The sequence below is a fragment of the Citrobacter sp. wls757 genome (assembly GCF_005280935.1).
Classification (GTDB): domain Bacteria; phylum Pseudomonadota; class Gammaproteobacteria; order Enterobacterales; family Enterobacteriaceae; genus Citrobacter; species Citrobacter portucalensis.
On sequence record NZ_SZWU01000015.1, the window covers coordinates 189,784 to 213,317 of the forward strand.

The window sequence follows — 23,534 nt, forward strand, 5'->3', positions numbered from 1 at the left end:
TATCGATAGCCAGCATACGGAAGAGTCCGTAGTTGAAGCACTGACTCCTAAAGAAATCAAAGCATTGCGCAGACTACTGAAGAAGAAAAAATGAAACAACAACCGCTCTCAACCGCCAGTAATTACGGCGAAGCTTGTGATTTACTACGCTCCGGTTATGTGAAACATGTCCGCCTGAGCTGGAATGTCGGCAGCGATGAGTTCTTCCGTATTGCCTCCGACTGGTGTGATGCTGGGGCAAAAATTAAGAAAGACGGTGAAAATTTCGTGATTTCACTGAAGGGTTTTCCGGTTCCCCCTCAGCGGTAATATCACCGGGACTCTTTCATCCATCCCGGCTTATAAGGGCGAGTCCTTTGACTCGTCGCTTAGATTATTTTGCGTACTTTCCCGCTGCTGGCCTGCAAACGCAGGTTATCCCAAATGGGTTGTAACACCCTGAAGGCGGCACGCGCTGTGTCATCCGGCAACGTGAAAGGCATACGCAAAAAACGATCGAATGCGCCATCAAGCCCAAACCGCGTACCGGTTCCTAATTGAATGCCTACGCTTTCGGCGCGCGTAGCGAATAGCGTTGCCAGCGTATCGGGCAGTTCAACCCAAAAAGAGAGTCCTCCCTGTGGCTGGGTAAACTGCCACTCCGGGAAATGTGCGTTCATCAGGCTCGAGCACAGATCGCGCTGCGATGTGAGTAGCCGTCTTCTGTCAGGAAGAAAGTCGGCGGCGTTATCCAGCAGCCAGCTGGTGGCGAGTTGTTCAAGCACGGGGGAGCCTAAATCGAAGGTGTCGCGGGTTTGTACCAGCGCCGCAATGGTTCGCGCCGACGCCCGGATCCAGCCCAGACGTAATCCCCCCCAAAAGCTTTTCCCGGCCGAACCCAATAGAATGATCGGCGCGTCGCGATTGAATGCGGCAAGCGGCGGCGGCGGCGGGGCGTCATACCACAGGTTCACCATCGTCTCATCGACCACCAGGGTAGTGCGGGTTCGTTCGGCAATATCCGCCACGACCTGGCGAGTTGCAGCGTCCATGCAACGCCCGGTCGGATTGTGAAAGTCCGGCATCAGGTAGGCCATTCTCGGTGCGGTTTGCGCGATGGTGGCGACCAGACCCGCGGTATCCCAACCGTGCTCGGGTAGCGACACGCCGACGGGGCGACAGGATGCGCCTTGAATCGCGGCAATCGCCAGCGGATAAGTGGGGTGATCGACCACTACGCGATCGCCGGGGCCGGTGAGCAAACGCAGGATCAGCGCCAGGCCGCTGACTGCACCATTCACGACCATGATTTCATCGGGCTGCGTCGGGAGCCCGCGATCGCAATAATGCTGAGCGATGGACTCACGCAATACCGACAGCCCCTGCGGCAAATACCCGGAGCTCAGCAAATGCTGTGGCATAGCAAACAGCGCCTGCTGGTAAGCCTGATGAATTTCGGGACCGGCACTTAGTGCCGCCGTGGACAAATCAAGCGCTGTGCCGGTGCTGGTCCGGGTTGGCACATGGCGAATATGTTCCGGCAGGATCACCCGTGAGCCGCTACCATGACGGCTTTCCAGATATCCCTCTTCACGCAGTTGCGCCATAGCGCTGGCGACGGTAGTTCGACTTACTTGCAGGACGACGGCGAGCTCGCGTTCACCCGGTAAGCGGCTATCCAGCGCCAGCCGACCATCGAGAATAAGCAGACGTAACGCTTCTGCCAGCTGTCGCCAGATGGGCGTTCGCGAGGGGCTTTCCAGCCAGTGTCCGAGCAGGCATTGCAAAGACTGACTTCCGTAACGGCGAGATGACATAACAGTCCACTTTTTGAAAACTGGACATTAATCATAGTGCCAATTGCGGTAAAGATGAAAGTTATCCGAGAGTGAGAGGGGAAAAGCATGCTGCGTCGTTTACTTCAGTTATATATCGGGCTGGCGCTGTACGGTGTATCGACGGCCATGTTTGTCCGTGCTGATTTAGGGGCCGATCCGTGGAACGTGTTTCACCTGGGTGTAGCCAATTTATTGTCGATGAATATCGGCGTGGTGATTATTGCCGTTGGCGTGTTGGTGTTGCTGGCGTGGATACCGTTACGCCAGCGTCCAGGCTTTGGCACGCTGAGCAACGTGATTATGATCGGGCTGGCGGCAGATGCCGCGCTGCTGGTGATTCCTGGATTTGAATCTCTGCTGGCGCGCAGCGGGCTGCTGGTGTCAGCGGTAATATTGAATGCGTTAGCAACCAGCCTGTACATTGGCGCAGGTTTTGGCGCCGGTCCGCGTGATGGTCTGATGACCGGTATCCACGCGCGTACCGGCTGGCCAGTACGACGAATTCGAACCGCAATCGAAGTGTCGGTGCTGCTTATCGGTTGGCTGCTGGGGGGAACCGTGGGGGTTGGTACGGTGCTGTATGCCTTGGCTATCGGACCGTTGATTCAGCTTTGCCTGCCGTGGTTTCGGCATCAGCCGCAGTCACGTACGCGTATCAGGAATGCACCTGGGGCGCGATCGCCTACTGGCGACTAAACTTAACCTCGACTGACGCGGCCGGAATCGGCTTGCCGCGCAGTACACTTCGGAGGTTTTTCTCATGAAGTATGTTGATGGCTTTGTGGTTGCCGTACCCGCTGAAAACAAGGAGGCGTACATTGCGATGGCGGCAAAAGCAGCTCCGCTTTTCAAGGAGTTCGGTGCATTGCGCGTAGTGGAGTGCTGGGCAGATGATGTCCCCGACGGCAAACTGACCGATTTTCGCATGGCTGTGAAAGCACAGGAGCATGAAGAAGTGGTATTCAGCTGGATTGAATACCCTTCCAAAGAGGTCCGCGATGCGGCGAATCAGAAGATGATGTCCGATCCCCGTATGAAGGAGTTCGGTGAATCTATGCCATTTGATGGCAAGCGAATGATCTACGGTGGATTTGCGCCCATTATGGAAGAGTGATGTGACTGGCTGTGCGGCGTGCCGCCAGCCATCTCAACATCAACAGCAATGTTAAAGCCGTTTTTCTGCCCACAGAATAAATTCCGCCTTCGGCAGCGCTTTGCTGTAAAGCCAGCCCTGACCGTACTGGACGCCATGCTGGCGTAACCAGGCTTCCTGATTCTCGGTTTCGATACCTTCCGCCACCATCTCCAGCTTCAACGTTTTTGCTATCTCGATGATATGCGGCGTCACGTTGTTGTACTCCAGTGCATCAACGAACGATTTGTCTATCTTCAGGATGTCGACATCCAGATCCTGTAAATAGCTCAGGCTGGAATAGCCGGTGCCAAAATCATCGATATAGATCGAGTGGCCTGCCTGACGGTATTTAGCAATAAACGGCGCGCTGTTTTTCGGGTCGGCAAACTCGCGTTCGGTTAGTTCCAGCGCGATTTGCGTAGGCTTAAGTTGCCAGTGGTTCACTTTCTGACTTAACAGAGCAGGAAGCGTTTCGGAGGCCAGATCGGCTGACTCAAGGTTGATGGATATATGCTGCTCCGGATGCTGACGCAGCCATTTACCTAAATCTTCAAATACGCTTTCAATAATCAACCGTGTGAGAGGCTCTGTCAGCCCGGTTTCTTGCGCCAGCGCGACGAAAATTTCCGGCGACAGATAACTTCCGTCAGCCTGTTGCCAGCGAGCCAGTGCTTCAGCCCCGACGACTTTTCCCGTTTTGAGCGAGATAATCGGTTGGTAGTAGACCTTGATATCCCGATGCTGGATAGCGTCCTGTAATTGGTGATGGGGCGACTGTAAGCGGCGCAAAATGCGCAAAACAAAGGCGGCGGTGAGCAATCCGATAAGAATGCCTGCCGGAAGCCAGATCAGCGCCTGTCGGTGCCAGGTTTTTTGTAACGGCAGGGTAGATGCCCAGGTTACGATCGTGATACCCAGTTCCGGGAAGGGGCGAGCGTTAAAAATATTGCCATCCTTCTGAAAATGGGTAATCGAGCTCTCTTGTTTTACATGCTGTAAAACGTCCGATGGCAGGTTGGCGCTACTGGCAACGACTATGTTGCGCACGGTTCCAATGATAGTGACTTCAATCGGCCATGAGCCAAACGGGATGACGTCAATAAAAGAGCCCGGATCGACCATCACAACATAATGTTCGCTCCCTAATGCTGCCATAAAGCGCTTGATGCCCAAATCGTTTTGCGTAGTAAGCCATGCGCGATATCCATCAGGCGTGACTTTCATCGCTGATGGAAACGCGGCGGCCTTACTTCTTTTTTCCAGGGATGAGCATTGTGGAACATTATCTTTGAGGTACAGCACTTCCTGAATATAGCGATAGCTATAGGACAAACGACGCATTTCCAGCAAATGCTCGTCACTGCAAGGCACTCCCTGAAAAGCTTCAATATTGCGTAATGCTTTTTTCGCCTGCTCGCCTACGCGTTCCGTACGTAATGCGACTCGAGTTGAGAACATGTCGAGTTCATCGATAAATTTCGTTTCGACCTGACGATGTGCCAGCCACAGGCTTAAACCTACAGGCGCGAGGATGGAAAGGAACAGTACCCCAGTCACCAGGCTTATCAAATGTCGTGTTGTCACAGTGATATCCTTATTTACACAGCGTAGGGAAAGTATATCCGAAACCCCAAAAAGCTATTCGATTGGCATCATATATTTACGGCCATTTATCATCCCGTTTGACTCCCTGTAGCGTAAATCAGGTTGTGGTTTGTACAAGAGTGGTGTATTTTTATGGTTATGTTATAACGTATCAAATTGAGGTTGCCATGAAACCGGATATTCATCCTTTTTACCGTACCGTAGTGTTTCACGATACCAGTGCCAATGAATTCTTTAAGGTCGGTTCGACCATCAAGACTGAGCGTGAAATTGAGTTTGAGGGGAAAATGTACCCGTACGTGACCCTCGATATCTCTTCTAAATCACATCCGTACTATACCGGGAAACAAAAAACCTTTGATAATGAAGGTAGTGCAGCACGTTTCCAAAAACGTTTTGGTCATTTTATTGGCGTTAAGCGGGGTTAAAATGCAGGTACTCAATTCACTTCGCAGCGCAAAACAGCGCCATCCTGACTGCCAGATAGTAAAACGCAAAGGGCGTTTGTACGTTATCTGCAAAACGAATCCGCGCTTTAAAGCAGTACAGGGGCGTAAAAAAAGACGTTAGTTTCTTTGCCAGCATTTCAGGGATTAAAGTGCGTTACCTTCGCAGGAACGCACTTTTTTATCTGTGCTGAGATGCCGTTACTGGCTGGTCTGGGCGCGGGTAAGCGTAAAAACATCGTAAAACGAGAGTTCGCCTTTGCGCGATATCATCTTTTGCAGCTGTGCTTTATGTTCGCTATCCACGGACGGTGAGTGCAGGATAGTATCGATGAGAGAGGAGGGGACAAAGCGAGTGTTGTACCATTCTCCGTTATAGCAAACTCTAAAATCCAGAACGTCGATATCTTCAAAGCGGTATCGTGGCGCAACGTCGAAAAAGAAAAAGCCGTTGAGTACAACGAACAGTACCACCAGCAGCCATACCGAATCGACTAACGTTTCTGACTGTAGCATCACCGCCAGCGTGGCAAACCACGCAACATACATGCCGATAAACAGCCCAGGGTGTTTGCGAATAAAGCTGATGCTAAAGCGCGGTTTGTTGTCGCGCTTCTCGCGAATATTTAAGTCGTCGATTGTTTCAGTAAGCAGGCGCTGTATTTCTGTCATCTCTTGCCTTCGTGATATCTGCAAAATTCAGGAGGGATCGCCCTATTTTAAAAGGGGATACCCTTTGAAGAAAGTAACAGATTAACCGCAATTTAGCATAACAGTTACATTTAAGATCACAGCGTTTTGATGATCCTTGCGGGATTGCCCCCAACCACGGTGTTTGCCGGAACGCTTTTAGTGACCACTGCGCCTGATGCCACAACCACGTTATCGCCCAGCGTGACGCCGGGATTGATCACTGCACGGCCACCTATCCAGACATTATTGCCGATAGTCACGGGCTTCCCGAACTCTAGGCCACTGTTGCGCTCGGTAGCATCCAGCGGATGGGTCGCGGTATAGATATGAACGCCTGGTGCCAGCATGCAGTTGTCGCCAATATGAATTGGACAGACGTCGAGCATAACGCAGTCGAAATTAGCGTAAAAGTCTTTACCAAGATAGATGTTATAACCGTAATCACAACGGAAAGAGGGTTCAATATAGGCTCCCTCACTCTGACCTAACAGATCGTGCAGGATTGCCTGACGCTCATTTTTTTCATCGGGAGCGGTGAGATTGTAGCGATGGATCAACTGACGAGCGCGTAGTCGGTCACTGCGCAGCATTTCATCTGCCGGGCGATAGTATTCGCCGGCGATCATTTTTTGCTTTTCATTACGCATTACGAATTCCCTGTGTACTGAAGGTTATTTCAGCACAGTAAAACGTAATGCAAGCAAGGGGAACGTTCCCGCTCCTTTGCTGTGATCATAGTCACGCGATTTGAATTAAATAACCATTGTAAATACGAAAATGGTCAGCCAGACAACGGTACCGCTATACCTGACTTAACCTTGAGTGCAATTAGCGAATGAATTTCCAAACAGAAGTTGGAATCTTGTCGTAAAGCTTATTCATGGTCAATTCAGCAAGGCGATGATCTGCTGCTGAGTAAAATACAGCCAGTTCGTTGTCGGACAATTCATATTTATTTTTTTCAATAACGCGCTCTAGCGTATCAATTGTCTGGCAACGTCGCAGGCGCATCAAATAATCTGTTTTAGTTAATGGTTTATCGGACATAACTCTTACCTATGATTGTAATAATTTTTAACAAGACAAACTAACAGGATTAGCCCTGGTGGCATTGACAAAACAGCGAAACAGTCGATTACCTGACTTCCGCCATTTCTGCAGATCCTGCGTATTAATACCATAACTGCTGAACAACATAAAAGTGTCATCCAGGTATTCATCTATCTGCGCGATCAGCTTATTGTCCTCATTGTACTTAATTTTATAATTAAGTGCGAAGGTTGCAATATGCTCTATCAGTTCATTGAGCTGCAAGCTGGTTGCAGAGGTAGGGTCATTAACCCAGCCATGGTTACTTTGTTCAAGGTTTGCAAGACAGTCATGATACAGAGTTTCGCAGAGAAATTTAAGCTGCGCGATATCATGTCTTTTGGGTGAGTATTCATCCATAACGCATCCCCTTCTTAGTGGCTTAAACTAACCGAACACCTTTCGGGATGGATACAACAACTACCTGGAACTTGCCCGCGACTCCTGATGATTTAACTATAATCTACTCTAAAAAAGATTTCATCGTCATATCACGAAAAATTACAATTATGTAAAATTATGATGCTACGTCATTTTTACATTTTAACAGATAAATGCCGCTATTCGAAATGGGACAATTTCTTTATTCTTCGGGCAATCATCGGGTTATCTTGTTTAGGTTTAGCAACGAAAGGCAACAACCGACAATGTGAACCAGTGGATAGGATTAATCTTAATATTTATTAAAGTAAATAAGAACTCTCGCTGTTTTTTTAAGAATAGCCTTTAAGGCTGCAAGGATTATATCGCTTATTTATCCGATAGAAAATAAACGGAATGGCAATAAGTGATTTTTATGATTTTTCCAGAAAAAAGGCCGCTTGCGCGGCCTTATCTTTAGAGATGTATCAATGATGCTCTACTGAGTGGCTATGCTCAATATCTTCATTTTTGCGGCTAAAGCGGCGGCGTACCACCACAAAGAACACCGGAACAAAGAAGATCGCCAACACGGTTGCCGTCACCATCCCGCCCATTACGCCAGTACCAACGGCGTTCTGTGCACCGGAACCTGCGCCGGAGCTGATGACCAGCGGCATTACGCCCAGAATAAAGGCCAGTGACGTCATCAGGATTGGACGTAAACGCATGCGTACTGCGTCCAGCGTCGCCTCTATCAGACCTTTACCTTCTTTATCCATCAAGTCTTTGGCGAATTCGACGATAAGTATCGCGTTCTTCGCCGACAACCCAATGGTTGTGAGCAGGCCTACCTGGAAGTAAACGTCGTTGGTCAGGCCGCGGAACGTTGCTGCCAGCAATGCACCGATAACACCCAGCGGTACAACCAGCATTACGGAGAACGGAATTGACCAGCTCTCGTACAGCGCTGCCAGACACAAGAACACGACGATCAGTGAAATGGCATACAGAGCAGGGGCCTGGTTGCCGGACAGTCGTTCCTGGTAGGACATACCGGTCCAGTCATAACCGATACCGGATGGCAGTTTGCTGGCCAGTTGCTCCATCATGGCCATGGCTTCACCGGTACTTTTACCCGGAGCGGCCTGGCCTAAGATTTCCATGGACGGCAGACCGTTATAGCGTTCCAGACGCGGTGAACCGTATTCCCAACGTGAGGTAGAGAAGGCGGAGAACGGTACCATCTGTCCATCGCTGCCGCGGACATACCAGTTTCCAATATCTTCCGGCAACATACGGTATTTCGCTTCAGACATGACGTAAACTTTCTTCACACGACCACGGTCGATGAAGTCATTCACGTAGCTTCCGCCCCATGCTGCACCCAGCGTTGTATTAATATCACTAATGGAAACGCCCAGAGCCTGCGCTTTTTCCTGATCGATATCGATCTTGAACTGCGGCGTATCTTCCAGACCGTTAGGACGAACACCGACCAACAGATCAGGATGCTTCGCGACTTCACCAAACAGTTGGTTACGCGCCTGAGTCAGCTTCTCATGGCCCAGACCTGCCTGGTCAATCAACTGGAAGTCGAAACCGGTCGCGGTCCCTAACTCCACAATCGCTGGCAGGTTAAAGGCAAAGACCATCGCGTCTTTGATCTGCGAGAATGCGCCCATTGCACGTTGAGTAATCGCTTCAACTTTGTTCTCTTTACCTGGACGTTCACTCCAGTCTTTCAAAGAGACGAATGCGATACCGGTGTTCTGACCACGACCTGCAAAACCGAAGCCGTTAACGGCAAACACCGATTCAACGTTCGCTTTTTCTTTGGTCAGATAGTAATCCGTCATTTCGTCCAGCACCTTCTGGGTACGCTCTTGCGTTGCACCCGCTGGCAGCTGAGCCATAGACAGGAATACCCCCTGATCTTCATCTGGCAGGAACGAACTTGGCAGACGAACGAACAGATAGGCCATGCCCACAACGATGATCAGATACAGCGCCAGATAACGACCGGTGCTGCGCAGAATACCGCCTACGCTATCGGTGTAATGGTGCGTACTCTTATCGAACATGCGGTTAAACCAGCCGAAGAAGCCTTTTTTGCCTTCTCCGTGATCGCCTTTAGCAATCGGTTTGAGCATGGTTGCACACAGGGCAGGGGTCAGAATCAATGCCACCAGTACAGACAACGCCATCGCGGAAACAATGGTGATGGAGAACTGACGGTAAATTGCACCGGTAGAACCCCCGAAGAACGCCATTGGGATAAATACCGCTGACAGTACCATCGCGATACCCACCAGTGCGCCCTGAATCTGGCCCATTGATTTACGCGTTGCTTCCTTCGGCGGTAGTCCTTCCTCAGCCATTACACGTTCAACGTTCTCGACCACAACGATGGCGTCATCCACCAGCAGGCCGATGGCGAGCACCATCCCGAACATCGTCAGGGTGTTTATCGAGAAGCCGAAAATCGCAAGGACGGCAAACGTACCCAAGAGCACCACCGGCACGGCGATAGTCGGAATCAGCGTCGCGCGGAAGTTCTGCAGGAACAGATACATTACCAGGAACACGAGGATGATTGCTTCCGCCAGCGTTTTCACTACTTCGTGAATAGATATTTTCACGAACGGCGTGGTGTCATACGGGTAAACGATCTTCAGACCTGACGGGAAGAACGGTTCCATCTTCTTCAGTTCATCGCGGATAGCGTTTGCTGTATCCAGGGCGTTAGCACCTGTCGCCAGCTTGATACCCAGACCGGATGCCGGTTTACCGTTGAACTTCGCAATGATGTCGTAGTTCTCACCGCCCAGTTCCACTTTCGCCACGTCACGCAGACGAACCTGGGAACCATCCTGATTCACTTTCAGCAGAATTTTGCTGAACTCATCAGCGGAGGTCAGACGGGTTTGCGCGATGATTGACGCGTTAAGCTGCTGGCCTTTCACCGGTGGTGTACCACCTAACTGACCGGCTGCAACCTGGGCGTTCTGCGCTTTGATGGCGCTGATTACATCAACCGGCGTCAGCTGGAAGTTGTTCAGTTTGTTCGGATCCATCCAGATACGCATCGCGTACTGAGAACCGAACAGCTGAACATCACCCACACCTGAAGTACGGCTGATGGCATCCTTCATGTTGGCGCCAACGTAGTCGGAAATATCCTCCTGCGTCATGGTGCCGTTGGTGTTGATAACACCGACAACCATCAGGAAGCTGCTGGATGACTTCTCAACGCTAACCCCTTGTTGCTGTACTTCCTGAGGCAGCAACGGCATGGCCAGCTGCAGTTTGTTCTGCACCTGTACCTGCGCGATATCCGCATCAGTACCAGACTGGAAGGTTAGGGTGATCTGCACGGTACCCGTGGAGTCACTGTTAGAGGACATGTACATCAGGTTATCGATACCGTTCATGTTCTGTTCGATAACCTGCGTAACAGTATCCTGTACTGTTTTGGCATCAGCGCCAGGGTAGGTCGCGGAGATCGTCACTGCTGGCGGTGCAATAGTCGGATATTGCGCTACCGGCAATTTGAGGATCGCGAGCCCCCCTGCCAACATGATGATAATGGCGATCACCCACGCAAATATTGGGCGATCGATAAAGAAATTAGGCATGTCTTAACGGCTCCTGTTTAAGTTAAGACTTGGACTGTTCAGGCTGGCTACCGCTTTGGCCTTGCTGGTTGTTATCAGCGGTGATTTCCTGCGCTTTTACCTGCGCGCCAGGACGTACTTTCTGCAGCCCAGTGACAATCACGCGGTCGCCCGGCTTAAGTCCATCAGTGACTAACCATTTGTCGCCAATCGCTTGTGCCGCGACAATTTGACGAGTTTCAACTTTGTTGTCTGCACCGATAACCAATGCACTGGCATCGCCACGCGGTGTACGGGTAACGCCTTGCTGTGGAACCAGTAATGCCGTTGGGTTAATCCCTTCTTCCAGACGTGCGCGAACGAACATACCCGGCAGTAAGGTGTGATCCGGGTTAGGGAAGATGGCGCGTAACGTAATCGACCCGGTGGTTTGATCAACCGTCACATCAGAAAATTCCAGCGTACCGGACTGCGGGTATTTAATGCCGTCGTTGGTCACCAGTTCGACTTTCGCTTTGCCGTTCTCTTGCTTCAGCGTGCCGTTGGCCAGCTCTTGTTTCAGGCGCAGGAAGTCGTTGCTTGACTGCGTCACGTCCACGTAGATCGGGTCCAACTGTTGAACGGTCGCCAGCGCGGTCGCTTGACCGTTTTGCACCAGAGCACCTTCCGTAACGGATGATTTACCAATGCGGCCGCTGATCGGCGACGTCACTTTGGTATAGGCCAGATTGATGCGTGCAGTTTCTACCGCGGCTTTCGCGGCGACAACGGCGGCGTTTGCCTGCTGTGCGTCTGCCAGCGCGCTATCATAGTCCTGTTGACTGATGTACTTGGTACCCAACAGTTTCTGATAACGTTTAACCGTCAGTTGAGCGATATTTGCTGCGGCTTGTGCTTTGGCCAGATCGCCTTTTGCGCTTTCATAAGCGGCCTGGTAAGTTGCAGGATCAATCTGATAGAGAGACACACCCGCTTCGATATCGCCACCTTCCGTGAAATTACGCTTCAGGATAATACCGCTAACCTGAGGGCGAACTTCTGCAATGCGAAACGCACTGGTGCGACCCGGAAGCTCAGTTGTTATCTGTAGAGGTTCAGTTTTGAGCGTAACAACTCCAACCTCTGGCATCTGCTGGCCCCCTTGTTGGGCCTGTTTGTCGTCACATCCTGTTAGCGCTAAGCTGCCTGAGAGCATCAGAACGACTGCCAGAGGCGTTAACCCTCTGTTTTTGTTCATATGTAAACCTCGAGTGTCCGATTTCAAATTGATCAATGGCTTAAAGCCCATAAACCCATTGCTGCGTTTATATTATCGTCGTGCTATGGTACATACATTCACAAATGTATGTAAATCTAACGCCTGTAAATTCACTGACATATGGCACGAAAAACCAAACAACAAGCACAGGAAACACGACAGCATATTCTCGATGTTGCTCTGCATTTGTTTTCGCAACAAGGGGTATCATCCACCTCGCTTGCGGAGATCGCAAAAGCCGCTGGTGTCACGCGCGGCGCAATCTATTGGCATTTCAAAAACAAGTCGGATTTATTCAGTGAAATCTGGGAGCTAGCAAAACCTAACATTGATGAGTTAGAGACTGAGTATCAGGCAAAATTCCCCGACGATCCACTATCAGTATTAAGAGAAATTTTAATTTACGTTCTTGAAGCTACCGTGACAGAAGAACGCCGACGTTTGTTGCTGGAAATTATATTCCACAAATGCGAATTTGTCGGGGAAATGGCCTCTGTTCAGTTAGCTCAACGCCATCTTTGTATTGAAAATTACGATCGTATCGAACAAACATTGCGACACTGTATGGATGCCAATATGCTGCCGGAAAACCTGAACACCCGTCGCGTGGCGGTCCTGTTGCGCAGCTATATTACCGGAATCATAGAAAACTGGTTATTTGCCCCCGAATCGTTTGATCTGAAAAAAGAAGCTCGGGAATACGTCGCTGTGCTGCTGGAGATGTGCCTTATGTGCCCAACTCTGCGGCTTGGCGTGGCGGAAATCCACTAAACGTTTTGGGCCTGTACCAGGAATTCTCCTGGTCGTTTTGCCTGCTGCTATTCTGCCGGTCACAGCCGTGATATTCTTGCCGCTTGACTATTTTCGGTCACTTTTCCGGTTCAGAAACGTTCATTCTCATGACTATGTTGCAGCTCTATAAACGTTCACAGCATCTTATTGCTATTACCATTCTTTTCTTCATTCTCTTGCTATCTTGCCAGTCGTCTGCTTTTGCGCGGGCGCAACAGAGTGGTGAACTGCCGACGAAAGCGGATATTCAGAGCCAACTGGACGCACTGAGTAAACAAAAAGATCTCTCCGCGCAGGATAAGCTGGTCCAACAGGATCTCATCGATACCATCGCCACGTTGGATAAAATCGATCGCGTGAAAGATGAGACCGTACAGCTTCGCCAGAAAGTTGCCCAGGCACCGGAGAAAATGCGTCAGGCGACGGATGCGTTAAATTCGCTCAGCGATGTCGATAACGACGATGAAACGCGAAAAACGCTGAGTACACTCTCCTTGCGACAGCTTGAGTCGCGCGTGGCACAGGTTTTGGATGACCTGCAAAGTGCGCAAAACGATCTTGCCGCTTACAACAGCCAACTGGTGTCGCTCCAGACGCAGCCAGAGCGTGTGCAGAATGCGATGTACACCGCGTCGCAGCAAATGCAGCAAATTCGTAATCGACTCGATGGCAACAATGTGGGAGAGGCTGCGTTACGCCCCAGCCAGCAGGTGTTGCTGCAGGCACAGCAGGCGCTGCTGAGTGCGCAGATCGACCAACAGCGTAAGAGCCTCGAAGGTAATACTGTTTTGCAGGATACCTTGCAAAAACAACGTGATTACGTAACAGCTAACAGTAACCGGCTTGAACATCAGCTCCAGCTTCTGCAAGAAGCGGTGAACAGCAAACGACTGACGTTAACCGAAAAGACAGCTCAGGAAGCGGTAACGCCGGATGAAGCCGAGCGTATTCAGTCAAATCCGTTAGTGAAGCAGGAACTGGACGTTAACCATCAGCTAAGTCAGCGTCTGATAGCCGCGACCGAAAACGGCAACAACCTGATGCAGCAGAATATCAAAGTCAAAAACTGGCTTGACCGCGCGTTGCAATCCGAACGCAACATTAAAGAACAGATTGCTGTCCTGAAAGGCAGTCTGCTGCTGTCGCGTATTCTGTATCAGCAACAACAAACACTGCCGTCGGCGGATGAACTTGCCGATATGACTAACCGGATCGCTGATTTGCGTCTGGAACAGTTTGAGATTAACCAGCAGCGTGATGCGCTATTCCAGAACGATGCGTTTGTCGCCAAACTGGAAGAAGGGCACAGCAACGAAGTGAATGGTGAAGTCCATGATGCCCTGCTGCAGGTTGTGGATATGCGCCGTGAACTGTTGGATCAGCTGAACAAGCAGCTGGGCAACCAGTTGATGATGGCGATTAACCTGCAAATCAATCAACAGCAGCTAATGAGCGTGTCGAAGAACCTGAAAGGGATCCTCACGCAGCAAATCTTCTGGGTTAATAGTAACCGTCCGATGGACTGGGACTGGATCAAAGCCTTCCCACAAACGCTAAAAGACCAGTTTAAGTCGATGAAAATCACGGTGAACTGGGAAAAAGCCTGGCCCGCCGTCTTTATTGCGTTCCTGGCGGGGCTGCCACTGCTGCTTATTGCCGGGTTAATCCGCTGGCGTTTGAAATGGTTGAAAGAGTATCAGGCGAAATTAGCCGCCGCAGTAGGGAACCTGCGTAATGACAGTCAGCTCAATACGCCAAAAGCGATTCTGATCGATCTGATCCGAGCGTTACCTGCGTGCCTGATTATCCTCGCCTTGGGCCTGATTCTGCTTACCATGCAGTTGAATATCAGCGACCTGCTGTGGGCGTTCAGTAAGAAGATGACAGTCTTCTGGCTGGTGTTTGGTCTGTGCTGGAAGGTGCTGGAAAAAGATGGCGTGGCAATTCGTCATTTTGGTATGCCAGCGAAGCAGACCAGCCACTGGCGCCGCCAGATCGTGCGTATTAGCCTGGCGCTGTTACCGCTCAACTTCTGGTCGGTCATTGCTGAGCTGTCGCCGCTTAATTTGATGGATGATGTGCTGGGTCAGGTAGTTATTTTCCTCAACCTGCTGCTGATCGCCTTCCTGGTATGGCCAATGTGTCGTGAAAGCTGGCGTGACAAAGAGTCGCATGGCTTGCGTCTGGTTACCATTACTGTCCTCTCAATTATCCCGATTGCATTAATGGTGCTGACGGCGACAGGGTATTTCTACACCACGTTGCGCCTGGCCGGTCGTTGGATTGAAACGGTCTATCTGGTTATCCTTTGGAACCTGCTGTATCAGACGGTACTGCGTGGATTGAGCGTGGCGGCACGTCGTATCGCCTGGCGCCGTGCCTTAGCGCGTCGTCAGAACCTGGTGAAAGAAGGGGCGGAAGGAGCCGAGCCGCAGGAAGAACCGACCATTGCGCTTGAGCAGGTTAACCAGCAAACGCTGCGTATAACAATGCTGGTGATGGTTGCGCTGTTTGGTATTCTGTTCTGGGCAATTTGGTCCGATCTAATTACCGTGTTCAGTTATCTCGATAGCATTACGCTCTGGCATTACAACGGCACCGAAGCGGGAGCTGCGGTGGTGAAAGACGTCACCATGGGCAGCCTGCTGTTTGCGATTATTGCCTCAATGGTCGCGTGGGCGCTGATCCGTAACTTACCCGGCCTGCTGGAAGTGCTGGTGCTGTCGCGACTGAAGATGCGTCAGGGCGCTTCGTATGCGATCACCACGATCCTTAACTACGCGATCATCGCCATCGGCGCGATGACGGTCTTCGGATCGCTCGGTGTTTCATGGGATAAGCTACAGTGGCTGGCAGCAGCCCTGTCGGTTGGTCTTGGTTTTGGCTTGCAGGAAATCTTCGGTAACTTTGTTTCGGGTCTGATTATTCTGTTTGAACGCCCGGTCCGCATCGGCGATACCGTGACTATCGGTACGTTCTCAGGAACGGTCAGCAAGATCCGTATCCGTGCCACCACTATTACCGACTTCGATCGCAAAGAGGTGATCATCCCGAACAAAGCATTTGTGACGGAGCGTTTGATCAACTGGTCGCTTTCCGATACCACCACGCGTCTGGTGATCCGCATCGGCGTGGCCTACGGTTCGGATCTGGATAAAGTGAAGAAAGTGCTGCTGCAGGCGGCGATGGAACACCCGAAAGTGATGCACGATCCAGAGCCTGCGGTGTTCTTTACCGCCTTCGGTGCCAGCACGCTGGATCATGAACTGCGTTTATACGTGCGTGAACTGCGCGATCGTAGCCACACGGTTGATGAACTGAACCGTGCGGTCGATCGTTTGTGCCGTGAAAACGACATTGATATCGCCTTTAACCAGCTCGAAGTGCATCTGCATAACGCGAAAGGTGATACCGTGACCGAGGTTAAGCGTGACATCATTAAAGGTGATGATCCGACGCCTTCGGTAGGTTAATAGATAAACTCATCAGGCCTGCGAGCTTCGATTCATTCGTAGGCCTGATAAGTGCAACGCTTTCAGGCATTCCAGCTATATCGCGTTTTTTGAACAAGAGAGCTGTTTCTTTTCGTAATCCCGTTTAACAATCTCCAGCGCCTTCAGTACGGTTTCAGGCGCAACCTGATTTTCCTCAAGTAAAACAATCAAATCGACGGCCAGTTTGACCTCGTCCGGGGCGTTCTCTAATGACATAAATTCTCCGGGGATTAGCGGGTTAAACGCGCCAGCACGTTTTCTATTCTTGCCAGTGCATGACGACAACGCGCGAGTCGCGCTTCGAATGCTTCTACTTCACGATGCAGTTTTTGCTGTTCTTCAAAGCCGGTGGCCTGAGCCAGGCGCTCTTTGCGTTCACGCGTCATTTCAACCAGACGGCGTTCAAATTCCTGATGTTGGACCCGCTTGCGCTGCCAGCGCGCCAGACCTGGAGAAGCACTGTCCCACTCCCGGAGCGACCAACTGGCGGTTTCACGTGAAATCGCCTCTAACTGTGAGGCAAGGTGTTCCGCAAGCCAGGTGATTTGTGGGAGTTGCTGCTGCTCAACGGCGCGACGCAGGGCAGTAAGATTATCGTCAGCCTCATCCAGACAGGCCTGCAGCAACGTGCTGCGCGTGTGAAACAGATGCCTGTCAAAGCGGGCGCTAAGCGTTGTGTGGTGCGCCAGCGGGGCGCAATGTTGTCGCAAGCGGTTAAGCTGGTTTTCGAGCGTCTGTAACAGCATGGCGGTTTTCACAACAACACTCCGATGAAAATGAGAACCGTTATGCTAAAGTAGCGATTCTCTGTGTTAAGTACTCATATTATGCAACGCATTATTCTAATCATCATTGGCTGGATAGCGGTAGTGCTAGGTACGCTGGGCGTTGTATTGCCTCTGTTGCCGACGACGCCGTTTATACTGCTGGCTGCCTGGTGTTTTGCCCGCTCATCGCCGCGTTTTCACGACTGGTTGCTTTACCGTTCGTGGTTCGGCGGGTATTTGCGCCACTGGCAAAAACACCGTGCGATGCCGCCGGGAGCAAAACCGCGCGCTATTTTGTTGATTCTGGTGACGTTTGGTATTTCGCTCTGGCTGGTCAATATGATGTGGGTGCGCGGCCTGCTGCTGGTTATTCTCGCCTGTTTACTGATTTTTATGTGGCGGATCCCGGTGATTGATGAAAAACAACAAAAGCAGTAAAGCGCAATAATCGCTGTTGCAATTGTCTCTCACAGCCAGTAAATTCGACCGTTTTCGAGCACAGGCGCAGGTGGTCAAAGGTTAAGCAAGTGTAACCTTGGCTCTTATATAGACACAAAATCATTCAAGATACGTCGAGGATGAAGTGTTTAGTGCGCCGTGAAGTAATACTGTATTAATCAGGCACAAACTTATGACCGCGACAGCACAGCAGCTTGAGTTTCTCAAAAATAGCATCAAAAGCATCCACGACTACCCAAAACCGGGCATTCTCTTTCGTGATGTCACCAGTTTACTGGAAGACCCGAAAGCCTACGCCCTCAGCATTGAATTGCTGGTTGAACGCTACAAAAATGCGGGTATCACTAAAGTGGTTGGCACCGAAGCGCGTGGCTTCCTGTTTGGCGCGCCGGTAGCGTTGGGGCTGGGCGTCGGCTTTGTTCCGGTACGCAAACCCCGTAAGCTTCCGCGTGAAGTTATTGCTGAGACCTATGAGCTGGAGTACGGCACCGATCAGCTGGAAATCCACGTTGATGCCATCAAACCTGGCGATAAAGTGCTGGTTGTGGACGACCTGCTGGCAACTGGCGGCACGATTGAAGCGACCGTAAAGCTGATCCGCCGTCTGGGTGGTGAAGTTACCGATGCTGCTTTTATCATTAACCTGTTTGATCTGGGCGGCGAACAGCGTCTGGAAAAACAGGGGCTTACCTGTTATAGCCTGGTTCCATTCCCGGGCCACTAATTTAGGGCTATCTTTTTTGCCATTTTGGCCCCGGTCAGTGCTCGAAATCCTCACGTACTGCGTGTACGCTCCGGTTTCTGTGCGCTGCCCGAAACCAAACTGACTGCAACGATAACGCCCGAATATAACGTGTCAACCTCGCCGTCGCTGCGAGGTTGTGTTAGCATTATCTCCCTGTGAATCCACCCTCCAGCCTTTCAGAGCCTGCCAATGAGTTATCAGGTCTTAGCCCGAAAATGGCGCCCACAAACCTTTGCTGACGTCGTCGGCCAGGAACATGTGCTGACGGCACTGGCGAACGGCTTGTCGTTAGGGCGTATTCATCATGCTTATTTGTTTTCCGGCACCCGTGGCGTCGGGAAAACCTCTATCGCCCGCTTGCTGGCGAAGGGATTAAACTGTGAAACCGGCATCACCGCTACGCCGTGCGGCGTGTGCGATAACTGCCGGGAAATCGAGCAGGGGCGTTTTGTCGATCTGATTGAAATCGACGCCGCCTCACGCACCAAAGTCGAAGACACCCGTGACCTGCTGGATAACGTCCAGTATGCGCCTGCGCGCGGTCGCTTTAAGGTCTACTTGATCGACGAAGTGCACATGCTGTCGCGCCACAGTTTTAACGCCTTGCTGAAAACGCTCGAAGAGCCGCCCGCGCACGTTAAGTTCCTGCTGGCGACTACCGATCCGCAGAAGCTGCCGGTGACTATCCTGTCGCGCTGTCTGCAATTCCACCTTAAAGCGTTGGATGTCGAACAGATTCGCCATCAGCTTGAGCATATCCTCAAAGAAGAGCATATCGCCCATGAACCACGTGCACTGCAACTGCTGGCTCGCGCCGCGGACGGTAGCCTGCGTGATGCGCTGAGCCTGACCGATCAGGCGATCGCCAGCGGCGATGGTCAGGTCTCGACCGAGGCGGTCAGCACCATGCTCGGCACGCTGGACGACGACCAGGCGCTCTCGCTCGTTGAAGCGGTTGTGGCTGCGGACGGCGAACGCGTTATGGCGCTGGTAAACGACGCCGCCGCGCGCGGTATCGAATGGGAAGCGCTGCTGGTTGAGATGTCGGCTTTGCTGCATCGTATTGCCATGGTTCAGCTTTCGCCTGCCGCGCTCGGCAGCGATATGGCCGCCATTGAACAGCGTATGCGTGAACTGGCGCGAATTGTTCCGCCAACCGATGTGCAGCTTTACTACCAGACTTTGTTAATCGGCCGCAAAGAACTGCCGTATGCACCGGACAGGCGAATGGGCGTCGAAATGACGCTGCTGCGTGCGCTGGCTTTTCATCCGCGCATGCCGCTCCCGGAACCTGAAGTTCCACGACAGTCGTTTGCCCCGGTCGCACCCACTGCGGTGATGACCCCGACGCAGGTGCAGCAGCAGCCCGCGCCTGCACAACAGCAACAGAATGTGCCGCTCTCCGATGCCACCAGTCAGGTGTTGGCGGCGCGTAACCAGCTGCAACGCGCTCAGGGAGCAACCAAAGCAAAAAAGAGTGAACCGGCAGCCGCTTCCCGCGCGCGGCCGGTGAATAATGCTGCGCTGGAAAGACTGGCTTCGGTGTCGGAACGTGTTCAGGCGCGTCCGGCGGTCTCTGCGCTGGAAAAAGCACCGGCGAAGAAAGAAGCGTATCGCTGGAAAGCGACCAATCCTGTTGCAGAAGTTAAAGAAGTCGTTGCCACGCCGAAAGCGCTGAAAAAAGCGCTTGAGCATGAAAAAACGCCGGAACTGGCGGCAAAGCTTGCGGCTGAAGCCATTGAACGCGACCCGTGGGCCGCCCAGGTGAGTCAGCTCTCGCTGCCTAAACTGGTGGAGCAGGTGGCGCTTAATGCGTGGAAAGAAGAGAATGGCAACGTGGTTTGCCTGCACCTGCGTTCCACGCAGCGACACCTTAATTCCAGCGGCGCGCAGCAAAAACTGGCTGAAGCACTGAGTTCCTTAACGGGGTCAACGGTTGAATTGACCATCGTTGAAGATGATAATCCAGCGGTGCGTACGCCGCTGGAGTGGCGTCAGGCCATTTATGAAGAGAAGCTCGCGCAGGCGCGTGAGTCGATTATTGCGGATAATAACATCCAGACGCTGCGTCGTTTTTTCGATGCGGAGCTGGACGAAGAGAGTATTCGCCCCATTTGATCGTGAGCCTAATGGTTTGACGGTCGTCATCCCTTAACGTGATTGAGAGAGAAGCCTATGTTTGGTAAAGGCGGTCTGGGTAACCTGATGAAACAGGCCCAGCAGATGCAAGAAAAAATGCAGCAGATGCAGGAAGAAGTCGCCAAGCTGGAAGTGACCGGCGAATCTGGCGCGGGTCTGGTAAAAGTGACCATTAACGGCGCGCACAACTGCCGTCGCGTGGAGATCGATCCAAGCCTGCTGGAAGACGACAAAGAGATGCTGGAAGATCTGGTTGCTGCGGCATTCAACGACGCGGCGCGTCGCATTGAAGAGACGCAGAAAGAGAAGATGGCCTCTGTTTCCTCCGGAATGCAGCTGCCGCCTGGCTTTAAGATGCCGTTCTGATGCAAACCAGCCCGCTGTTAACTCAGCTTATGGAAGCACTGCGCTGTCTGCCGGGCGTTGGCCCGAAGTCGGCGCAGCGCATGGCGTTCACGCTGCTTCAGCGCGATCGCAGCGGCGGGATGCGTCTGGCACAGGCGTTAACGAAGGCAATGTCGGAAATCGGCCACTGTGCCGATTGCCGCACCTTCACAGAGCAAGACGTCTGCAACATTTGCTCGAACCCGCGTCGGCAGGAAAACGGTCAGATTTGTGTGGTGGAGAGTCCGGCGGACATCTACGCCATTGAGCAAACCGGGCAGTTTTCCGGACGTTACTTCGTGCTGATGGGACACCTGTCGCCGCTGGACGGTATTGGCCCTGATGATATCGGGCTGGATCGTCTCGAACAGCGACTGGAGTCTGAGCAAATCAACGAACTGATCCTGGCGACCAATCCTACGGTCGAAGGAGAGGCGACCGCCAACTATATTGCTGAGCTTTGCATGCAATATGGCGTTGAAGCCAGCCGTATCGCCCATGGCGTTCCGGTAGGCGGCGAGCTGGAAATGGTCGATGGCACCACGCTGTCGCACTCTCTGGCAGGACGACACAAGATTAAATTCTGAACAAACGGAGGCCGCGACGGCGGCTTCCGCTTGAAATCCTTCCCGCTTGTCCCCATTTCACCCTCAACGTGTTTTTACCATTGAAAATGGCATTGTTGAGGTAGATCTACATGAAAGGACAAGAAACTCGTGGTTTTCAGTCAGAAGTAAAACAGCTTCTGCACCTGATGATCCATTCTCTGTATTCCAATAAAGAAATCTTCCTGCGTGAGCTTATCTCTAACGCCTCGGATGCGGCAGACAAGCTGCGTTTCCGCGCCCTGTCTAACCCGGACCTGTATGAAGGCGACGGTGAGCTGCGTGTACGTGTTTCCTTCGATAAAGATAAACGTACGTTGACCATTGCCGATAACGGCGTGGGGATGAACCGTGATGACGTTATCGATCATCTGGGGACCATTGCGAAATCCGGTACTAAATCTTTCCTCGAATCCATGGGATCCGATCAGGCGAAAGACAGCCAGTTGATCGGCCAGTTCGGGGTGGGTTTCTACTCTGCGTTCATCGTGGCGGACAAAGTCACCGTGCGTACCCGCGCTGCGGGCGATAAGCCGGAAAACGGCGTGTTCTGGGAATCTGCGGGCGAAGGCGAGTACACCGTTGCCGACATCACCAAAGACGATCGTGGCACCGAAATCACCCTGCATCTGCGTGAAGGCGAAGATGAGTTCCTTGATGACTGGCGCGTACGTTCCATCATCAGCAAATATTCCGACCATATCGCGCTGCCGGTAGAGATCGAAAAATCCGAAGAAAAAGACGGCGAGACCGTGGTTTCCTGGGAAAAGATCAACAAAGCGCAGGCGCTGTGGACCCGTAACAAGTCGGAAATCAAAGACGACGAATACAACGAGTTCTACAAGCACATCGCCCACGACTTCACTGACCCGCTGACCTGGAGCCACAACCGTGTGGAAGGTAAGCAGGAGTACACCAGCCTGCTGTACATCCCGTCCCAGGCTCCGTGGGATATGTGGAACCGCGATCACAAGCATGGTCTGAAACTGTACGTCCAGCGTGTGTTTATTATGGACGACGCCGAGCAGTTCATGCCGAACTACCTGCGCTTTGTGCGCGGTCTGATAGATTCCAACGATCTGCCGCTGAACGTTTCCCGTGAGATCCTGCAGGATAGCACCGTCACCCGTAACCTGCGCAGCGCGCTGACCAAACGCGTACTGCAGATGCTGGAAAAACTGGCGAAAGACGACGCGGAAAAATACCAGACCTTCTGGAAACAGTTCGGCCTGGTACTGAAAGAAGGCCCGGCGGAAGATCACGCCAACCAGGAAACGATCGCTAAGCTGATGCGCTTCGCGTCTACGCACACTGACTCCTCCGCACAGACCGTGTCGCTGGAAGACTACGTGTCGCGTATGAAAGAAGGGCAGGAGAAAATCTACTACATCACCGCAGACAGCTATGCGGCAGCGAAGAGCAGCCCGCACCTGGAACTGCTGCGTAAGAAAGGCATCGAAGTGCTGCTGCTTTCTGACCGCATCGATGAGTGGATGATGAACTACCTGACCGAGTTCGACGGTAAGGCATTCCAGTCTGTTGCCAAAGCTGACGAGTCCATCGACAAGCTGGCGGATGAAGTTGATGAATCGGCAAAAGAAGCGGAAAAAGCGCTGACGCCGTTCGTTGAGCGCGTGAAAACCCTGCTGGGCGACCGCGTGAAAGAAGTGCGTCTGACTCACCGTCTGACCGACACGCCAGCCATCGTCACCACCGATGCGGATGAAATGAGCACCCAGATGGCGAAACTGTTTGCCGCTGCGGGCCAGGCCGTACCGGAAGTGAAATATATCTTTGAACTCAACCCGGACCACGTGCTGGTAAAACGCACGGCAGATACCCAGGACGAAGCGCAGTTCAAAGAGTGGGTCGAACTGCTGCTGGATCAGGCGCTGTTTGCTGAGCGCGGCACGCTGGAAGACCCTAACCAGTTCATCCGTCGTATGAACCAGTTGCTGGTGTCCTGATACCCGTAATGTAATGCCGGATGGCGTTAACGCTTATCCGGCCTACAGCATCTCGTAATAGTATGCCGGATACGGTGTTTCCACCGCCATCCGGCATTTTCTCGCCTTATTTTTAATTTTCCCACCGTTAACCGTTTCAGCGTCGGGCGTCTTTCTTGAGCC

General features: G+C 52.1%; 23 protein-coding genes, 1 pseudogene and 1 other annotated feature. Of the genes and pseudogenes, 14 read left to right on the forward strand and 10 right to left on the reverse strand.

Translation table 11 applies throughout. From position 1 onward, the window contains the following. Window positions 1-94 (forward strand): annotated as a pseudogene (locus FDW94_RS23785) (hypothetical protein); the annotation flags it as partial. After that, the gene (locus FDW94_RS02745; RefSeq protein ID WP_008783956.1) at window positions 91-309 is read left to right on the forward strand and encodes a hypothetical protein; all 219 of its coding nucleotides are present in this window, start codon (window positions 91-93) and stop codon (window positions 307-309) included. The pseudogene FDW94_RS23785 and the gene FDW94_RS02745, both read left to right, overlap by 4 nt. Before the next feature lie 59 nt (window positions 310-368). Here FDW94_RS02745 and FDW94_RS02750 read toward each other — a convergent pair whose 3' ends face one another. Beyond that, complete coding sequence (locus tag FDW94_RS02750) at window positions 369-1,796, reverse strand: PLP-dependent aminotransferase family protein (RefSeq protein ID WP_137377095.1); 1,428 nt, start codon at window positions 1,794-1,796, stop codon at window positions 369-371. Between the two features lie 87 nt (window positions 1,797-1,883). On the opposite strand from FDW94_RS02750, the gene FDW94_RS02755 reads away from it, so the two are divergent. Continuing rightward, entirely contained in the window at window positions 1,884-2,513 is a 630-nt protein-coding gene (locus FDW94_RS02755; protein ID WP_032942547.1) for a membrane protein, read from the forward strand. Window positions 2,514-2,577: 64 nt separating this feature from the next. Then, complete coding sequence (locus tag FDW94_RS02760; RefSeq protein ID WP_008783959.1) at window positions 2,578-2,931, forward strand: DUF1428 family protein; 354 nt, start codon at window positions 2,578-2,580, stop codon at window positions 2,929-2,931. Between the two features lie 51 nt (window positions 2,932-2,982). On the opposite strand, the gene FDW94_RS02765 is transcribed toward FDW94_RS02760, so the two are convergent. After that, a complete protein-coding gene (locus FDW94_RS02765) occupies window positions 2,983-4,536 on the reverse strand; it encodes an EAL domain-containing protein (RefSeq protein WP_103284816.1) in 1,554 nt (517 codons plus the stop codon). A 188-nt stretch (window positions 4,537-4,724) separates the two neighbouring features. On the opposite strand from FDW94_RS02765, the gene FDW94_RS02770 reads away from it, so the two are divergent. Continuing rightward, window positions 4,725-4,985, forward strand: coding sequence for a type B 50S ribosomal protein L31 (locus tag FDW94_RS02770; protein ID WP_008783961.1), 261 nt, complete (start codon window positions 4,725-4,727; stop codon window positions 4,983-4,985). A 1-nt stretch (window position 4,986) separates the two neighbouring features. Beyond that, the gene (gene ykgO, locus FDW94_RS02775; protein WP_005125190.1) at window positions 4,987-5,127 is read left to right on the forward strand and encodes a type B 50S ribosomal protein L36; all 141 of its coding nucleotides are present in this window, start codon (window positions 4,987-4,989) and stop codon (window positions 5,125-5,127) included. Window positions 5,128-5,204: 77 nt separating this feature from the next. Here ykgO and FDW94_RS02780 read toward each other — a convergent pair whose 3' ends face one another. The 6 genes from FDW94_RS02780 to acrA all read right to left on the reverse strand — a co-directional run bounded on the left by FDW94_RS02780 (window position 5,205) and on the right by acrA (window position 11,999). Beyond that, the gene (locus FDW94_RS02780; protein ID WP_020996574.1) at window positions 5,205-5,675 is read right to left on the reverse strand and encodes a YlaC family protein; all 471 of its coding nucleotides are present in this window, start codon (window positions 5,673-5,675) and stop codon (window positions 5,205-5,207) included. Window positions 5,676-5,791: 116 nt separating this feature from the next. After that, entirely contained in the window at window positions 5,792-6,343 is a 552-nt protein-coding gene (gene maa / locus FDW94_RS02785) for a maltose O-acetyltransferase (RefSeq protein ID WP_008783963.1), read from the reverse strand. Window positions 6,344-6,524: 181 nt separating this feature from the next. Next, the gene (locus FDW94_RS02790; RefSeq protein WP_002892050.1) at window positions 6,525-6,743 is read right to left on the reverse strand and encodes an HHA domain-containing protein; all 219 of its coding nucleotides are present in this window, start codon (window positions 6,741-6,743) and stop codon (window positions 6,525-6,527) included. 27 nt (window positions 6,744-6,770) lie between these two features. Next, window positions 6,771-7,145, reverse strand: coding sequence for an Hha toxicity modulator TomB (tomB, locus tag FDW94_RS02795; protein ID WP_003021733.1), 375 nt, complete (start codon window positions 7,143-7,145; stop codon window positions 6,771-6,773). A 488-nt stretch (window positions 7,146-7,633) separates the two neighbouring features. Further along, complete coding sequence (gene acrB, locus FDW94_RS02800; RefSeq protein WP_008783964.1) at window positions 7,634-10,783, reverse strand: efflux RND transporter permease AcrB; 3,150 nt, start codon at window positions 10,781-10,783, stop codon at window positions 7,634-7,636. A gap of 22 nt (window positions 10,784-10,805) precedes the next feature. Continuing rightward, on the reverse strand, window positions 10,806-11,999 hold the full coding sequence (acrA, locus tag FDW94_RS02805; protein WP_003835922.1) for a multidrug efflux RND transporter periplasmic adaptor subunit AcrA: 1,194 nt from the start codon (window positions 11,997-11,999) through the stop codon (window positions 10,806-10,808). A 141-nt stretch (window positions 12,000-12,140) separates the two neighbouring features. Between acrA and acrR the strand changes: the two genes are divergently transcribed. Together acrR and mscK are read left to right on the forward strand one after the other, a co-directional pair. After that, window positions 12,141-12,791, forward strand: coding sequence for a multidrug efflux transporter transcriptional repressor AcrR (acrR, locus tag FDW94_RS02810; RefSeq protein ID WP_003831045.1), 651 nt, complete (start codon window positions 12,141-12,143; stop codon window positions 12,789-12,791). 128 nt (window positions 12,792-12,919) lie between these two features. After that, on the forward strand, window positions 12,920-16,285 hold the full coding sequence (gene mscK / locus FDW94_RS02815) for a mechanosensitive channel MscK (protein ID WP_048235963.1): 3,366 nt from the start codon (window positions 12,920-12,922) through the stop codon (window positions 16,283-16,285). A 75-nt stretch (window positions 16,286-16,360) separates the two neighbouring features. Here mscK and rsmS read toward each other — a convergent pair whose 3' ends face one another. Both rsmS and priC read right to left on the reverse strand, forming a co-directional pair. Then, the gene (gene rsmS, locus FDW94_RS02820; RefSeq protein ID WP_008783967.1) at window positions 16,361-16,522 is read right to left on the reverse strand and encodes a pleiotropic regulatory protein RsmS; all 162 of its coding nucleotides are present in this window, start codon (window positions 16,520-16,522) and stop codon (window positions 16,361-16,363) included. A gap of 14 nt (window positions 16,523-16,536) precedes the next feature. Further along, window positions 16,537-17,064, reverse strand: a complete 528-nt coding sequence (priC, locus tag FDW94_RS02825; protein ID WP_008783968.1) for a primosomal replication protein N'' — start codon at window positions 17,062-17,064, stop codon at window positions 16,537-16,539. 69 nt (window positions 17,065-17,133) lie between these two features. Between priC and FDW94_RS02830 the strand changes: the two genes are divergently transcribed. The 6 genes from FDW94_RS02830 to htpG all read left to right on the forward strand — a co-directional run bounded on the left by FDW94_RS02830 (window position 17,134) and on the right by htpG (window position 23,372). After that, window positions 17,134-17,511: a DUF454 family protein gene (locus tag FDW94_RS02830; protein ID WP_008783969.1), complete on the forward strand. Its 378-nt coding sequence runs from the start codon at window positions 17,134-17,136 to the stop codon at window positions 17,509-17,511. A 193-nt stretch (window positions 17,512-17,704) separates the two neighbouring features. After that, on the forward strand, window positions 17,705-18,256 hold the full coding sequence (apt, locus tag FDW94_RS02835; RefSeq protein WP_003021759.1) for an adenine phosphoribosyltransferase: 552 nt from the start codon (window positions 17,705-17,707) through the stop codon (window positions 18,254-18,256). 210 nt (window positions 18,257-18,466) lie between these two features. Further along, on the forward strand, window positions 18,467-20,395 hold the full coding sequence (dnaX, locus tag FDW94_RS02840; RefSeq protein ID WP_032942552.1) for a DNA polymerase III subunit gamma/tau: 1,929 nt from the start codon (window positions 18,467-18,469) through the stop codon (window positions 20,393-20,395). Continuing rightward, window positions 19,728-19,792: a sequence feature (DnaX frameshifting element), on the forward strand. (Overlaps the previous gene by 65 nt.) 57 nt (window positions 20,396-20,452) lie before the next feature. Next, window positions 20,453-20,782 (forward strand): YbaB/EbfC family nucleoid-associated protein, encoded by a 330-nt coding sequence (locus FDW94_RS02845; protein WP_003021764.1) that lies wholly within the window; start codon window positions 20,453-20,455, stop codon window positions 20,780-20,782. After that, window positions 20,782-21,387, forward strand: coding sequence for a recombination mediator RecR (gene recR, locus FDW94_RS02850; RefSeq protein WP_003831050.1), 606 nt, complete (start codon window positions 20,782-20,784; stop codon window positions 21,385-21,387). The genes FDW94_RS02845 and recR overlap by 1 nt, the downstream gene beginning before the upstream one ends. 110 nt (window positions 21,388-21,497) lie before the next feature. Further along, on the forward strand, window positions 21,498-23,372 hold the full coding sequence (gene htpG, locus FDW94_RS02855; RefSeq protein ID WP_032942554.1) for a molecular chaperone HtpG: 1,875 nt from the start codon (window positions 21,498-21,500) through the stop codon (window positions 23,370-23,372). Window positions 23,373-23,534 lie beyond the last annotated feature (162 nt).